This window comes from Bradyrhizobium sp. CW1, from assembly GCF_023100665.1.
Taxonomy (GTDB): Bacteria; Pseudomonadota; Alphaproteobacteria; order Rhizobiales; family Xanthobacteraceae; genus Bradyrhizobium; species Bradyrhizobium canariense_D.
Genome location: NZ_CP064684.1, coordinates 1,201,356 through 1,215,643 on the forward strand (window position 1 = coordinate 1,201,356; position 14,288 = coordinate 1,215,643).

Annotated in this window: 13 protein-coding genes, 1 tRNA gene and 1 pseudogene; 8 read left to right on the plus strand and 7 right to left on the minus strand. The window is 62.6% G+C overall.

Features of this window, described 5'->3' with window-relative positions; translation table 11 throughout:
* Window position 1: 1 nt before the first annotated feature.
* The 3 genes from IVB54_RS05765 to IVB54_RS05775 form a co-directional block, all read right to left on the minus strand.
* The gene (locus IVB54_RS05765) at window positions 2-154 is read right to left on the minus strand and encodes a hypothetical protein (RefSeq protein ID WP_018453564.1); all 153 of its coding nucleotides are present in this window, start codon (window positions 152-154) and stop codon (window positions 2-4) included.
* A 297-nt stretch (window positions 155-451) separates the two neighbouring features.
* Entirely contained in the window at window positions 452-679 is a 228-nt protein-coding gene (locus tag IVB54_RS05770; protein ID WP_085348786.1) for a hypothetical protein, read from the minus strand.
* Between the two features lie 42 nt (window positions 680-721).
* Window positions 722-910, minus strand: coding sequence for a hypothetical protein (locus IVB54_RS05775; protein WP_018453567.1), 189 nt, complete (start codon window positions 908-910; stop codon window positions 722-724).
* A gap of 151 nt (window positions 911-1,061) precedes the next feature.
* Here IVB54_RS05775 and IVB54_RS05780 point away from each other — a divergent pair, with 151 nt between their 5' ends.
* On the plus strand, window positions 1,062-3,065 hold the full coding sequence (locus IVB54_RS05780; protein ID WP_247296216.1) for a BTAD domain-containing putative transcriptional regulator: 2,004 nt from the start codon (window positions 1,062-1,064) through the stop codon (window positions 3,063-3,065).
* Between the two features lie 3 nt (window positions 3,066-3,068).
* On the opposite strand, the gene IVB54_RS05785 is transcribed toward IVB54_RS05780, so the two are convergent.
* Window positions 3,069-3,536 (minus strand): MAPEG family protein, encoded by a 468-nt coding sequence (locus tag IVB54_RS05785; RefSeq protein WP_094183402.1) that lies wholly within the window; start codon window positions 3,534-3,536, stop codon window positions 3,069-3,071.
* Between the two features lie 117 nt (window positions 3,537-3,653).
* Here IVB54_RS05785 and IVB54_RS05790 point away from each other — a divergent pair.
* A pseudogene (locus IVB54_RS05790) lies at window positions 3,654-3,800 on the plus strand (acetyl-CoA C-acyltransferase); the annotation flags it as partial.
* Window positions 3,801-3,890: 90 nt separating this feature from the next.
* Here the strand turns inward: IVB54_RS05790 and IVB54_RS05795 are convergent.
* Window positions 3,891-4,934, minus strand: coding sequence for an AI-2E family transporter (locus tag IVB54_RS05795; RefSeq protein ID WP_063745866.1), 1,044 nt, complete (start codon window positions 4,932-4,934; stop codon window positions 3,891-3,893).
* Between the two features lie 316 nt (window positions 4,935-5,250).
* Entirely contained in the window at window positions 5,251-8,652 is a 3,402-nt protein-coding gene (locus IVB54_RS05800) for a PAS domain-containing protein (RefSeq protein WP_247777095.1), read from the minus strand.
* Window positions 8,653-9,178: 526 nt separating this feature from the next.
* Between IVB54_RS05800 and IVB54_RS05805 the strand changes: the two genes are divergently transcribed.
* The 6 genes from IVB54_RS05805 to tenA all read left to right on the plus strand — a co-directional run bounded on the left by IVB54_RS05805 (window position 9,179) and on the right by tenA (window position 13,532).
* Window positions 9,179-9,610 carry a phasin gene (locus IVB54_RS05805; protein ID WP_018453573.1) on the plus strand — a complete coding sequence of 144 codons (432 nt, stop codon included), beginning with the start codon at window positions 9,179-9,181 and terminating at the stop codon, window positions 9,608-9,610.
* A gap of 194 nt (window positions 9,611-9,804) precedes the next feature.
* Window positions 9,805-9,881 (plus strand) — tRNA-His (locus IVB54_RS05810).
* 1,073 nt (window positions 9,882-10,954) lie between these two features.
* Complete coding sequence (locus IVB54_RS05815; RefSeq protein WP_247384727.1) at window positions 10,955-11,245, plus strand: hypothetical protein; 291 nt, start codon at window positions 10,955-10,957, stop codon at window positions 11,243-11,245.
* Window positions 11,246-11,562: 317 nt separating this feature from the next.
* Window positions 11,563-11,913 (plus strand): hypothetical protein, encoded by a 351-nt coding sequence (locus tag IVB54_RS05820; RefSeq protein WP_247296209.1) that lies wholly within the window; start codon window positions 11,563-11,565, stop codon window positions 11,911-11,913.
* A 75-nt stretch (window positions 11,914-11,988) separates the two neighbouring features.
* Complete coding sequence (locus tag IVB54_RS05825; protein ID WP_247296207.1) at window positions 11,989-12,597, plus strand: Abi-alpha family protein; 609 nt, start codon at window positions 11,989-11,991, stop codon at window positions 12,595-12,597.
* A 260-nt stretch (window positions 12,598-12,857) separates the two neighbouring features.
* A complete protein-coding gene (gene tenA / locus IVB54_RS05830; RefSeq protein ID WP_247296205.1) occupies window positions 12,858-13,532 on the plus strand; it encodes a thiaminase II in 675 nt (224 codons plus the stop codon).
* A gap of 108 nt (window positions 13,533-13,640) precedes the next feature.
* Here tenA and IVB54_RS05835 read toward each other — a convergent pair whose 3' ends face one another.
* Window positions 13,641-14,045, minus strand: a complete 405-nt coding sequence (locus IVB54_RS05835) for a nuclear transport factor 2 family protein (RefSeq protein WP_247296203.1) — start codon at window positions 14,043-14,045, stop codon at window positions 13,641-13,643.
* Window positions 14,046-14,288 lie beyond the last annotated feature (243 nt).

Here is a 14,288-nt window from a genome sequence, read left to right on the forward strand (position 1 = left end):
GTCAGAAGAATCCGGCGCTCAAATCCAGGCCGTAGGTTCGTGAGAGCACGAACACAAAGGCGCACGCTGCGCACAACAGGAGGGCGTGCTTCGCCAATTCGGCACCGATGACCGAGAGGACCGTGCGGGAAATCGTGCGTATGATTGCTGGCATGTTGCCTCCTGGTTTTTCAAATCCCATGAACCGGCTGCATGTGGCGGCCGTCAGTCGGTGTGCGAAGCGAGGATCAGGGGCGGATCACCTGGCTCGGTCGACGCGCGCTGAATCAGGATCGCGCCGATCACGTGAACGAGGCCGAATCCCAGCAGAACGAGGATCATCAGGCGCGTCTCGCCGCCTGTTCGCTTTCTGTCGTGCGATGCCGGAGATCTGGCCCGAATTGGAGACGCAGCACGGTTGTGATTGTTCACGATTGTCCTCATATGCTTTGCTGTCGCTCGTCCCGATCGCCTACGGCGCCGGCGGGTTCGAAATGTAGTGGGTAACGAAATCGTCGGAGGCGAGGTTGGCTTGGCGCTCTCGGGGCGCCTTGCTCATTGCCGCGAAGGCAATCACCAGCGCCAGGAGCGAGCCATAGAAGGCGACCACTCCAAGTCTCCACATCGCAACCAATCGCTGTTCTTGGTCGGACGCGAGAAACCTCTGCGATTGTCTTCCCTGCTGTGCGATGTCGGTCAATGCGACCTCCTGTTTGATGGCTGTTGTGATGCCGGCGTGCGATCAGTCGCCTCCGAAAAGGAGCGGTGCGACGGGCGGCGCCGACTGCGAAGCGGCCCTGAGTGTCGGGTGTGCAAAGGTCGTCAACGCTGCGTCGAATCCGGCGAGAACCACGAACAAGCCAACGACGATCATGATGAGGTGATGCGCGCGCACGCTGACTTCCGGATGAAATTGCTCCGCGTCGATCAACCAACCGGCATCTCGTCGCGATGCGATCTGAACCCACTGTCGTCGTCGCCGGCGTCACTCGGCCGTCACTGCAGCGTTAATATTGTTCGCTAAGGCGGCAATTCGTGTAGGATGTATATCCGTGAGCGCATCTGCTTATTTTTGAGGCGGAATGACCGAAACTGCACCCGCGCCCAGCCCAAGTTTTACTCTCGCACTTCTTGGACGTTTTGAACTGATCGGGCCGGACGGTGCCGTCAGCTTACCGAACAAGAAGCTCGCGGGATTGCTGGCCTATCTGGCCTACACGGCACCTCAGCCTCAGCACCGCGAAAAACTCTCGACCTTGCTGTGGGGATCGCACTTCGAAGCGCAGGCGAAGCAAAACCTGCGACAGGCCCTGTTCAAGCTGCGTCAAGTTCTTGGTCAGAGTGCTCTCAGGAGTGACGGCGAATTCATTTCGTTGAATGCCGTTGTGATCACCTGCGATGTGCCGCAATTCGAGCGGCTTGTCAGAAAGGGCAGCCGTGACGCGCTGACCGCGGCGGCAGATCTCTATCGCGGGCGCCTCGTCGATGACATCGCGGTCAACGCTGAGGGCTGGAGCGAGTGGGTGGCCGGCGAACGCGAGCGGTTATCGGAGCTGGCTGTCGGCGCGATGGTAGCGCTCGGCGACCAGGAACTGTCCGACGGACGTGCCGGCGATGCCCTGCTCGCCGGCCAGCGCGCCAATGCACTCAACAGCATGCGCGAGGATGCGCACCGCCTGATCATGCGCGCGTTGTCCGCGGCCGGCCGCAACGCCGAGGCGCTCAAATATTATCAGGCCGTCGTTGCCTTTCTGAAGCAAGAGCTCGGCACCGCGCCCGATGCCACAACCAGCGCGCTGGCTGCGGAATTGCGCAAGGTCCAGGAGCAGAAGATCGTTCTGCCGGCAGCGGAGCCGACGGCAGACCTTTCGCACCAGGCGGAGCACGTGTTCGGCAACGACAGGCCCTCCGTGGCGGTGCTTCCGTTCCGCAACATGGGTGATGAAACCGAACAGGACTACTTCGCCGATGGCGTCACTGCAGACATCATCACCGCTCTATCGCGCTTTCGCGAGCTGGTGGTGATCGCGGCCGGATCGAGCTTTGCCCTTCGGGACAAGGGAATGACCAGCCGGCAGATTGCGCAGCAACTCGGTGCGCAATACGTCCTGAGCGGTCATATTCGCAAGGCGGGCAACCGCATTCGCGTCTCGGCCGAGCTCACTCATACCGGAAGCGAGGCCCAGGTCTGGTCCAATCGCTACGATCGCCCCCTGGTCGACATCTTCGACCTGCAGGACGACGTCAGCAGCAGTGTTGCCGCAGTCGTCGATCCCGCCGTTCGTAGCGCCGAGATCGAACGCGCACGCCGCAAGCCGCCAACTGATCTTTCGGCCTATGATCTGTATTTGCGCGGCCTTCATCATTTATGGGGCGGCACCCGCGAAGGTATCGTCAAGGCCATCGATCTGCTTCGGCGGTCTCTGAGCCTCGATCAGGAGCGAACGGCGACGCTGGCGGCGCTGGCTTGGGGACTCGTGATGGCTCCGCCGCTCGGCGCCAACATGTCTGCGGATGCCGCGTCCGAGGCGGTCGGTCTGGCGCGCCGCGCCGTCGAGCAGGATAGTGGGGACGCTTTCGCCCACGCTGTCTATGGCTTCACGCTGTTTGGGCCCGCCGGCGACAACGATCAGGGGCGCATTCACGCCAGCGAAGCCGCAAGGCTCAATCCGAGTTCGGCTTTCGCATGGGGTGTACTCGGAATGATCGACAGCATGGGAGGCGATTATGCCAACGCACTCGCATGCCTGCATCGGTCTCTCGTCCTCAGCCCCGAGGACAGCATGCTCCATATGTGGATGACGGGACTGACCGCGTCCTACTTTGCCCTCGGGCAGTACGAGGAGGGCGTTGCCTGGGCGCGCAAGTCGGTTCGGCACAATCCGAGCAACGGCACCGGACATCGCATGCTCGCGGCCAACCTGGTCGGGGTCGGCCGGCTGGAGGAAGCCCGCGAGGTCACCCGGGTTCGCGATGCGGCACAAAAAACGACGATCCGCGATCTGCGCGCCATGCGCTTTTTCAAGCAGCACGAGGCGCTTGAACGCTACCTTTCGGCCCAGCAGATCGCCGGCGTGGCCGACTGAGCCTCAAGCGCCGAGTGCAACGAGCAGCGTGCGCACGGTCATGAAGACCAGGATGACCGAGCCGACGGTCCACAGCATTGCGCGAATGTCGTGAATTTGCCCGGTGAGATAGGCGAGAAAATGCAGCAGGCGTGAGGCAACGTAGCCGTAGAGCAGGCATTGCGCGAGAAGCAGCGACGGCTTTGTGAGAACATAAAGAAAGCCCGCGGCCAGGAAATACGGCAGGCTCTCGAGATCGTTCATCTGGATCCGGCGGATCCGCTCCACATCTTCGTTGGGAAGAAGCTGCGCCGGATCGGGTGCGGGATTCAGTGGTGTCTTCTTGATGTCCTCCGGCGAACGGTAGCCGCCCTGGGCCCTCACCATCCGGACCACGGTGAGCCACGACATCGCCACGGCCTTGAGGATGATCAAGCTGGCGGCAACGACATAGGTGGCGAAGAGGGGATCGTGAAGATTGATTCCGTCCAATTTGGTACCCCGCTCCGGCAGGGCCATACTACATGTCCGAGCGGGTTGCGCCACTACGTAAAGGCAGCCGCCAGTCCAGTCCCAGCCTGATCTCGCCTTATGCCTTCGCCAGCGCCGATCGGCCATCCGTTCGGCATGACCGGCGCGCGGCTCACCGGCCACATCCTCCAGGAAGGCAAGCGCCGCAAGGCGAAGTGGGGCGTCGTGACGATGTGCATCGGCGGCGGCCAGGGCGGCGCGGGACTGTTCGAAATCTACAGCTGAGATCGAGCCTCATGAATGCGGAAGGCACGGCGTCGCAAGCGCCGTGCCTTTTGCTTTCTGGCGTGTGCTTGGGGATACGCCCGCGGCAACTCAACCGTTCTTCTCGGGCGCGACAGGTCGGAACACCCACTCGCGCCAGACCACCAGCAACGCCGACATGATCACCGGGCCGAGAAACAAGCCCAGAAGGCCGAAGGCAGCCAAGCCTCCGAAGATCCCGACAAACGCGAACAGAAACGGCAGCCGCGCCGAGTCGCCGACCAGGGTCGGCCAGACGAAATGATCGCCGGCCAACATGACGATCGCGCCCCAGAAGAAGACGCCCGCGGCTGCGAAGCCGCTGCCTCCGCCAGAGACCAGCACCACCGCCGCAGCGGTGAAAGCGAGCCAGGCGCCGAACGGAAGCATGGCGAAGGCCGTGGTCAATATTGTGAATACGATGGCATGCGGCACGCCCGCGACGAAATAGGCCACGCCGATCAATAATCCCTCGCCTGCGGCGACCAGCACCGTACCGTTCACGGTGCCGCGGATCGCATCGACCATTTGCTCGGCGAGACCCTCTCCCGCCTCACCGAAAAGCCGATCGCAGGTTTCCAGCACGCGGTCCGAGATCGACCGGCCGTTGCGCAGCAAGACGAACAAGGCGATCAGCGAAAAGAACAGAAGAAACAGGCGATGAAGCAGCTGTCCGCCGAACGTTCGAAACAGTTCCGATGCGTTGTCTGCGTTGACGCTTTTCAGCCATGCGGTCGCGGCTTTGGGATCGGAAAGATTGCTGCGCCACCACTGCTCGATGCTCTCTGCGGCGATCGGAAGGCGGGCGAGCCAATCAGGCACTTCGATCCCGCTCTCTCCGGCCTGTTTCATCCAGCCCACGAGCAGATCGCCTTGCTGCGCGATCTGATAGACGGCAAGCGACATCGGCGTAAACAGGATGAGGGCGACGACGAGCGTGAAGACCAGCGGGGCCAGGCTGGAGCGGCCGGAGGTCACGCGTGCCGCAAACTTGGTGTAGAGCGGCCACAGGCTGGTTGCGAGTATCGCGGCCCAGATCACCGCGGGCAGAAAGCCCGCCGCCGTCCACAACGCGAGTGCGACCAGCGCAAGGGCAAGCACGACTCGGGCGTTCATGCGCGCGCCTGCGCCGGTAGGCAGCGGCTTTCGCTCAGTCGTGGTCGGGCCTCTGTCGCTCCGCACCGCCTCGCTCCGCTTGGGCGGACGCTGCTTCGATGCCACGGATTTCGCTCGTTCGGTCATTTGAAGTCGCTGGAGTGCGGAGCTGCAGTGTCGAACTGATCAGCAGGAGAAACGCTGGGTCCAGGCTTCAAGCCGCAACGAGGGGCTTCGGTTCCGCTCGGGAAGAAGTCGCAATGAGCTGGCGCCCTTCGCGGGGCGCGGCTCGGCCGAAGCCGCCCGTGCACCGCGGGCAGGAAATCGCGTTCGCCGCTTACGCCTGCGCCAGTGCCGGTGCGAACACCACCTCGATCAGCGAGCCGGAGTTCGCCGCGCTCTTGATGTTGAAGCGGGCGCGGTTGGCTTCGACCAGGGCCTTGGTCAGCGACAAGCTCAGCGCCGAACTGTCTTCGGCGTCGCCGGGCGGCGGCGTGCGGAACGGCTCCATCGCGGCGGCGACTTCGCGCTCGCTGAGGCCGTGACCGGTGTCGCGGATGCGAAGTGCGACCTCGCCGCGGTCGGTGAGCGCGGTCGAGACGATGACCTGGCCGCCGGCGCTGGCGAGCCGGATCGAGTTCGAGATCAGGTTCATGGTGATCTGCCGCATCGCGCGCGCATCCGCGCTCACCTGCGGCAGGGCATGGCCGAGCGAGGTGCGGATGATGATGCGCTCGCGATTGGCCTGCGGCTGCATCACCACCACGCAGGCCTCGACGAGATCGTTGAGGTTGAGGTTGGCGAAGTTGAGGTCGAGCTTGCCTGTCTCGATCCGCGACAGCTCGAGCAGGTCGTCGATGATGGCGATGACGCGCTCGCCGGAGGCGCGGATGTCCTTCATGTACTCGCCGTAGCGCTCGTTGCCGAGCGTGCCGAAGCGTTCCGAGATCATCACCTCCGAGAAGCCGATGATGGCGTTCAGCGGCGTGCGGATCTCGTGGCTGATCCGCGCCAGCATGTCGGCCTTGGCATTGGCCGCGCCGTCGACCAGACGTCGCGCCTGCGTCAGCTCGCTCTCGCCCTGCTTGCTGTGCGAGAGATCGCGGAACACGGCGAAGAAGTTCGGGCCGTCGGGCCGGGTGCGGCCCATGATCATCGCGAGCGGAATGACGCCGCCCTTCTTCTCGCGCCCCAGCACCTCGCGGCCGTGGTCGAGCAGGCTCGCGATGTCCTGGCTCTTGAGGTTTTCCAGATAGTCGATCACGACATGCTGGCTCTCCGGCGCGAACAGCGTCACCAGATTCTGCTGCATCAGCGTCTCGCCGTCATAGCCGAACAGCGCCTCGGCGCTGCGGTTGCAGGCGTGGATGTTGCCTTCGGCATCGAACATCACGATGCCCTCGGCCGTGGTGTCGAGGATCGCGGCGAGATCTTCCGCGGCCGCCTCGCCGGCGTCGGGCTCCGGCGCGGTGGGGAAGGTCTCGGGGACAATGGTCTCGGCGGTGACGGTCTCGGCGATGACGGGCGCAGCCTGCGGCAGCGCGCAGATCAGCGCATGCGCGCTCTCGCCGTCCCAGTCGATCGCGTGCAGATGCGCCTCGGTGGTCGGCAGCGGCGCTTCGCCATTGGCGAGCGTCGCGCTGATCGTGACAGGCGTGCCGGCTTGCGACGTGCTGCTGGCCGCGGACACGCCCGGCTCGACATAGAGCGCATCCAGCCCGCCGGCATTCTCCAGTGCGCTCAGGCTGGCATAGCCCATGCGCGCGAGAAACGCGGGGTTGGCGTAGAGCAGGCGGTCGAGCCGGTAGATCAGGATGCCGGTCGGCAGCAGGTCGAGCAGCGCGCGGTCGCGCGGGCTGTGGCCGTGCGCGGGCGGCGCGGGCGCGGTCAGCCATTCGGCCGGCGCGTGCGGCGTCTCAGGCTCGGGCTCCGGCGTCGCCGCCTCAGGCGTGATCTCGGCATCCGGCGGCTCGGACGATGCCGCGATGGTTTCCTTGTCGCGTTCGAGGCGCTCGGACAATTGGCGGGCGAGCTCGTTGAACGCGCTGTTCTCGACCGGCGTCAGCGTCGGCGATCGCGTGTCGCCGGGCGCTCGGAACGGCAGGACATTGGGAGGCGTTTCCACTGGCGGTTCCGGATCGGTTGGATGTGAATTCGCGTCGGGTGTGGGTTCGGGCAGTTCAGCTTCAGGCTCAGGTGCGGGCGGCTCGATCGGCGGAGGCGGCGGCTCTGGCTCGGGCTCCGGCTCGACCACATTGGCGGACAGGCTTTGCGGCGCCGCCGGTTCGGCCAAAAGCTCAAAACGCCTGAGCGCATCGAGCCGGTTGAGGCCGTCGAGATCGCGGCAGACGCCAAATCCCCTGAAGCCCGCGAAATTGCGCTCGCCGTCATAAACCGGAAGTCCGGCAAGCTCGACCGGCAGATGCTCGCCGCCATCGGCCGGCCAGTTCACGGTGATCCCGGCCCAGGTGTCCTTGCTCGCAAGCGCCTGCGCCACGCGGCTCTCAGGATCGAGCGCGAAGGCGTCGGCGATCTCGCGCCAGGGGCGGTCGAAGCCGGCGTCGGTGCGCGCACCGATCAGGTGGATGAATTCGTCGGACAGAAGCACAAAGCGGCCCTCTGCATCCGCCTTCCAGAGGAAGCGCAGCGGATGCTGACGCGGTGCGGGCGGCTCTTCGTGGCCCGACGGCGGCTCGACCATGCCGGTTACGGTCGGCGCGGCCTGCGGCGACACCATGGCTTCGGCCGAGTTTTCAACCGGAGTCTTCGGTTCGACCTCGGCGCGCGCTTCGGCCGCTTGCTCGACGGCTTGCTGGATCGAGACGATCTCGGTCGCCGGCTCGCTTACGGGCGGTTCGTGCGCGATCGTTGCTTGCGGCGCGTCGACCGGCTCGGCGAAGGCGTCGAACAGCGCGATCTCTGATGGCGCCTCGTGCGACGGCGCCGCTTGCACATCCTGCGGTACGGCGGCTGGAGCAGCGGACGGCGCAGCCTCATGCTGAGCGATGTCTTCTCGGGCGATCTCTTCGCGCGCGACCTCTTCGGCGGCCTCGGACTCGACCTCATCAGTCGCAGCCGCCGCCTGCTGCACGGCAGGCTCGATCAGCGCGACCAGGCCGACATCGGCCCCGCTGCCGACCCGCTGCAGCACCATCTGGCCGATGCCGATCGGCGTCTCGGCGCGGCCAAGGCTGAGCGCATCGCTGCGCGCCTGTTCGAGGCCGCCCTCGGTGAGATCGCGGAAGCCGAGCAGGGTGCGGGCCGTTTCGCTGGCCCCGACGAACAGGCCGTCGGGTGCGAACGCCGCCATCGGCGTCTTGGCGCCGTCGACCAGACGAAGCAGCCGCTCGACCAGCGGCATGGTGCGCAAGCCGGGGTCCATCGCGGTGACCAGCACGGCGCGGCCGCCATCGGCGAAGTCGAGCCGGGCGCAGGCGCAGGTCATCAGAGTGCCCAACCGCGCGCCGAAGCCGCGCAGCCGTTCGAGCCGGATCGCGCCGTTCGGAGGCAGCCGGCCGGCAAGCCGGATGATCTGGCGGCGGTGGCTGTCGGCGGGCCCGAAGGTCTTGTCTGCGAGCGCCGTGGCATGGGCCGCGCCGAACAGTCTTGCCCCGACCGGATTGGCCCAGAGCACGCGCGTGCCGTCGATCGACCACAGCCAGACGGGCAGCGGCGAGGTCGCGTGCACGGCCAGCCGGGGATCGCCCACGCCTCGCAACTGGAAATCCGAACTCGTCATCCGACCGGCTTCGCGTCCCGCTTGTGCGCATCAGGCTGCCGGGAATGACAGCCTTAAGAAAGGGTTAGTATCGCCCGCAGGGCCGGGCAGGTCCACGGCCGAAGCCTATGCGCCAAGGCCTAAAGCCGCGATAACCTTAATGTCCCTGACCCCGCAAGCCGTAGCCCGTTCGCATCCCCATTCTTCGAGATCCCCGCGTCCGCAGATACCCATGCCGCCCAGCCTCATCCTGAGGAGATCGCGCAGCGGTCGTCTCAAAGGACGAGGCGCGCGCTCAGGCACCACCTGATTACCTCAACCACCGGTTCCCCATACCGGGAACCTCATCCTCCCCGCGATTAAATTTGCGCAATGCACCCCAAAACCCGTTGCGTTGCACAATGTTGACATCTTAGGCAGGCATGGTCTCCGCGCTGGGCGAGCCATCATTCGTTTTGTGTTTCCAGTCTTCGCACCCGTCACCCGGTTGGCCGGCGGGCGCGCCTGAAGGCTCACTCCGTTTTTTCATTAGTGTGAGGGACAAAGCATGACAGGTACGACTGATCCATTCTCCGCCTCCGTCATTCCGTTCGAGGTTCCGGAGCAGATGCGTGCGTTCGCCGAAAAGGGCGTGTCGCAGGCCCGCGAGAACTACGCCAAGTTCAAGGACGCCGCCGAAACCCACAACGGCACCGTCGAGGCCGTGTTCGCGTCCGCCCACAAGGGCGTCAGCGAATACACCGCCAAGCTGATGGAGTTCGCGAAGGCCAACACCAAGGCCCATCTCGACTTCACCCAGGAGCTGTTCAGCGTGAAGGCGCCGCAGGATGCGTTCGCGCTGTGGACCAACCATTCCAAGACGCAGCTCGAAACCTTCCAGGCCCAGGCCCGGGAGCTCGCCGAGATCACCCAGCGCGCGGCCACTGCCGCCGCCGAGCCGATCAAGGCCTCCGCCGCGAAGCTCTACCCCGCCGCCTGATCTGGCCGGGTCGTTTGAATTAAGAAACCCGGGCCTAGAGCCCGGGTTTTGCTTTGGAAATAACCTCGTTTGCGGGACGTTTTGAGGGTGTTGCGGCCTTGCCAAAAACGCCCGTTGCACCTAGTTTCCGCCCCGTCCAGCCCCCCTCGGTGACCGGCCCTATCAAGGGCGCCCCTCGGGCGGCTCGCAAGGATGCAGTTGTAGCTCAGTTGGTTAGAGCGCCTGTCTGTGGAACAGGAGGTCGGTGGTTCGAGCCCACCCAACTGTACCAGCGGTGCAATTCTCAGACACCTTAAGCCCCGGCACATTTGCGTCTTGAGAAGACCGATGCAGATCCGACCGGGACAAAGATCACTATCGTTGCTCATTATCTTGAACGTTCAAGCGCGTCCGGGGCAGTCCGGGAGCCCAGTTTTGCTCAGCGATGGGCGAACCATCGCAGCGATGATAATCGGCAGTTACGCTCCTAGGGCAGGTGGCGGCATCAGCTTGGGCGGTGTTGACCCTCATACCTTGCATCAGACCACCCACGCGATTTCCGCTGAGTACATTCGCGAGTTGCAGTCATGACCTTCGATTTCGAAAATTCTACGTCACTTGATTGGATAGGAGCGCTTCCGGCCGCTCATGCAAAGACTATAGAAGCGATGCTCTCCAATGGAAACGAGCTTAGAGGAAATCGGTCAGAATTGGCTGTCCAGGGTCGGTCCCGAGAACACCTTCCCTTTTGGAGCAAGTAGCGGGTCGCATAGTTTTTTCCGTCGAGTGATGGAAGAGGTGCGCAAGTTCATTGCGGAGACCCCTCTTACAAGGACTTGCGCAAAAAAGATCGAGAGCCTCACTAACAAGCATAAGGTTGAAGTCGTAGGCGCCATAGCCGCTGGAATTGGCTCTGTCGTTGGTTTATCGGCAGTTGTCTTGGTTCCTGTGGTCGGCATTGCACTTGCAGTAGCTTGTCGGATCGGCGTGAACGCATATTGCGCCGTACCACAGCCTGCAAGCGAGGCGACAAGCGGACAGAGGGGCACATAGACAAAACGCCGCAATAGCAGATTGCCGCTTGAGACGTGGGGTTAGTCGACCTGCCAGGTTACCCATAACAGTGCACTAACCTCTCGATCCCAGGGCACTCGTTTTCTGTAATCCCAATTTCACGCACTGTAACCGGAATCTCTTTTGTTGCAGCGCGTTTAGGTTGCGCTTCCCCGTACGTTGCGGTTGGATGCACGGCTGGGGGAATAGAACATGCGAGTTTTGGGAATCGTAGCGCTTGGCGTCGCGCTATGTGGTTGCGCTTTTCAGCGCGCCGAAATCGCCCAAGATGCACGAACGCAAATGGTAGGCATGTCAAAGGAGCAGGTGCTCTCTTGTATGGGCGCACCGGCCAACAAAGCGGCCGAGGGCGCGACCGAGGTCTGGGGCTATGATTCCGGCAATGGCATGGAGGTCGCCAGCGTCAGCGGCGATCGGTACGGCGCCACCGCGGTCAGCTCACGTCGCTTTTGCAAGATCAATGTGGTGTTTGCCGGCGGCCAGGTCTCTTCAATGAACTACACCGGCCCAACTGGCGGTCTCCTAACTGCCGGGGAGCAGTGCGCTTACGCGGTGGACGCGTGTGTGAAGACGCGGCAATAGCCCAGGTCCTAATTTCACGCCCACGGACATCCGAACACCGAAGCGTTAATCTGCCAAGCCCCTTTCGGGGCGCCTTGGCGCGCGCCTTCTGTTAGAACCTTCGGATGGCTCGCCTCCCGCCGCAACGCGGTGCTGCTCGCCGTCGCGTTTCTCGCTGGCTGGGCCGTCTATCGTTGTTCACGTAAGGAAGCGCCGGTGTCATCGCGGCCGGAGCTGCGGCTTTCGTCGCCTATCGCCTAGGAAGCTCCCAAGCTGAGGCGGCTCGCCTCCAGGCAGAAGTTGCCAAACAAAACTGGCAAACCGAGAATGAGCGCGTCGTGCTAGAGCTGTTCGACTGCCGTATAGCAATCTTTGAAGCAATAAGACATGTGGTAGCCAAGACCATGTCCTCCGGACAACCAGACGATGGCACACTTTATGAGTACGCGGAGGCAATCGAAAAAGCGCCGTTTTATTTTGGACCAGACGTCAACGAATATCTTGAGCGCATCCGAATTGTGATCATCGATCTGATGGACTCGAACTCTGCAATCAAACTACACGACCCGGCTGGCCCGAAGCTGCACTATGATCGAATGAATGAGCTGAACGAGTATTACCGGACTGCTCCCAAGCTGTTTGGCCCCTACATTCAGGCGCATCAAAAAGTTGGGAGTTGGCAATCTTAGTCCTTGGTTGCAATTTGCTCTCGTCAAGGTCGGCTGGGCCGCCTATCGCTGGCTTTAAGCTCGGGGAATAAGCGAATGACCGACAAGGCACCGTACGAAGGCGCGATTGAAGAAAGCGCAAAAGCCGCCAGCAAGGCGCTGGACCTTGTGAAGGCCAGTTCTCAGCAAATCGCCGATGTTTACGGTATTCTGATTGGAGACCCGCTCCACGCTGCACGGCACCGGCGACTGGATGCAATAACCCGGCGAACACAGGAGATATTGCGGGAGCGCGACGCTAAGACGACCGAACTGCCAGAGCAAATCGCTATACCGTTGCTGGAAGCAGCCCAGCAAGAATCTCGCACGGAGATGCAGGAGATTTGGGCAAGACTTTTAGCTAATGCGATGGACACCGATCGTGCCGCGGATGTCCGACCCGAGTTCGTTGCTGCTCTCCAGAAGCTGCAGCCGCTTGATGCACTTCTATTGCAAGAGGCTCGCGCGCTCGTCCAAAACCCCAATCAGGCAACTGTTGATCCAAAAATCTTTGCGGACCGATTGAGTATTCGCGAGACTCTAGCGGCTGTTTCGATCGAAAATTTGGTAATTGCTCGCTGTTTGTCGCGGCATCTTTCTGGTCAAACCGACTACTACAGGTTAGCTGGATTCGGCATCGAGCTGTTGCACGCATGCCGACCTTGAAATTCGGCGCTCAGTTAGCCTGTACTTGAAGCCCGCTCATACAGTGCTGGGGCAGTGCGGCGCCGGACAAGTCGGCCAGCCGTTCCTTTTAAAACTCTTGGGGTTACGGTGACGCAAAACTCCCGATGCGGGGAGTGCCCATCCGCAACGCTGCTTAAAGTGAGTTTTGTGCGCGGTCACCGTAGCTCCCCCGTTCGCAATGCGCTATCGGTAGCGAGCCAAAAGACGTTCATGGACAAGCAAGCCGGGCGAAAAAGATCGTGAGTTTCTTCGAGCGTCTCAAGACAGCAGCATCCGTTGAGTGGCGGGCTTACACCGAGCATCCCTTCACGAGCGGATTGGCAGACGGCTCGCTCCCCGAAGCGGCGTTTCGTCACTACCTCGTTCAGGACTATTTGTTCCTCATCGAGTTTGCTCGCGCCTACGCGCTCGCGGTCTACAAGTCGCCCCGACTTGCCGACATGCGTGAAGCCGCGGCCGGCCTTTCGGCTATCCTCGATGTCGAGATGAACCTGCATGTGAAGCTCTGCGCCGATTGGGGTCTGTCCCCGGCCGACCTTGAACAGGCCCCGCCGGCGGCCGAGATGCTGGCCTATACACGCTACGTGCTCGACGCAGGAATGCGCGGCGATCTGCTGGCGCTCAAGGTGGCGCTTGCCCCCTGCGTGATCGGGTACGCGGAGATCGCAACGCGGCTCGCCTCGCTCCCCCTCGCGGACGCTGCGACGAACGCCTACCGCGTCTGGATCGCCGAGTATGCCGGCGCGCCGTACCAGGAGGTCGCTGCCAAAGCGCAGGCGCACATGGAGCATCTCGCCGATCTCTACGCCACACCGGCCCGCGAGGCAGAGCTGATTGCGATCTTCAAGGAAGCCACCCGACTCGAGGCGGACTTCTGGCAGATGGCCTGGCGCGCGGGCCAGCGTGTTCAATAACTCTTTCGGCAGTCAGGTTCACAGCCTGAACGTCATACAATTCGAATTACTATGACAGTGCACCAAACTCACCAACGTCAGGCGACACTAACAGAACCTCACCACGCGTCACGCAATCATCGCCTTGATCTGCGCAGTGTCCGCAAACTCGATCAGCTCGATGATCTTGCCGTCCTTAAATCTGAACAGATCCAGGATCTCGGTGCTTGAAGCCTGCCCGGTCGGGCGGTATCGAACGACGAGGCGGGAATGGACGGCGACGCGATCTCCGTCGACCAGCTCAGCCAGGATTTCGCGACCTTCGAAGCCGAATTCATCAATCAATCTACTGAAAGCTCCACGCAGGGTCGGGTGCCCTTGCATGCTCCCTGTCAGTGCGAGCGCGCTCTTGTCGCCCATCAAGGTGAACAAGCCCTCGGGATGAAAGGCTGTCACCAAGCCCTCGGCGTCACCGCCATCGCGTGCTGCGTAAGCGCTTCTGATCACTGCCAGTCTCTCTTCACGCTGTCCCATATCACCCTCCCTGCAGGACGTATCAAGTCAGCCTAGCGACCTTTGCGTGTAAACGCAAAATCATCAGTTGAGGGGGGCGAAGGCTCAGCACGCCACGAAGCAGGATCGGTCGCTTTCGTTCCCCCATTTCAGGAGAAATCGGCGTCGGGCAACGCCGAACCTTTTCACGACCTGGAGTGTTTGTGTTGCGGCAGGACTGACAACGCTGAGGAGCTCAGACATGAACGGCATTATCTATTTGGT

Excerpts from the sequence above, each read along its gene's own strand:
- IVB54_RS05765 (WP_018453564.1), bottom strand. The coding sequence starts at position 154 with ATGCCAGCAATCATACGCACGATTTCCCGCACGGTCCTCTCGGTCATC.
- IVB54_RS05815 (WP_247384727.1), top strand. The coding sequence starts at position 10,955 with ATGTCAAAGGAGCAGGTGCTCTCTTGTATGGGCGCACCGGCCAACAAA.
- IVB54_RS05800 (WP_247777095.1), bottom strand. The coding sequence starts at position 8,652 with ATGACGAGTTCGGATTTCCAGTTGCGAGGCGTGGGCGATCCCCGGCTG.
- IVB54_RS05805 (WP_018453573.1), top strand. The coding sequence starts at position 9,179 with ATGACAGGTACGACTGATCCATTCTCCGCCTCCGTCATTCCGTTCGAG.
- IVB54_RS05835 (WP_247296203.1), bottom strand. The coding sequence starts at position 14,045 with ATGGGACAGCGTGAAGAGAGACTGGCAGTGATCAGAAGCGCTTACGCA.
- IVB54_RS05780 (WP_247296216.1), top strand. The coding sequence starts at position 1,062 with ATGACCGAAACTGCACCCGCGCCCAGCCCAAGTTTTACTCTCGCACTT.
- IVB54_RS05825 (WP_247296207.1), top strand. The coding sequence starts at position 11,989 with ATGACCGACAAGGCACCGTACGAAGGCGCGATTGAAGAAAGCGCAAAA.
- IVB54_RS05795 (WP_063745866.1), bottom strand. The coding sequence starts at position 4,934 with ATGAACGCCCGAGTCGTGCTTGCCCTTGCGCTGGTCGCACTCGCGTTG.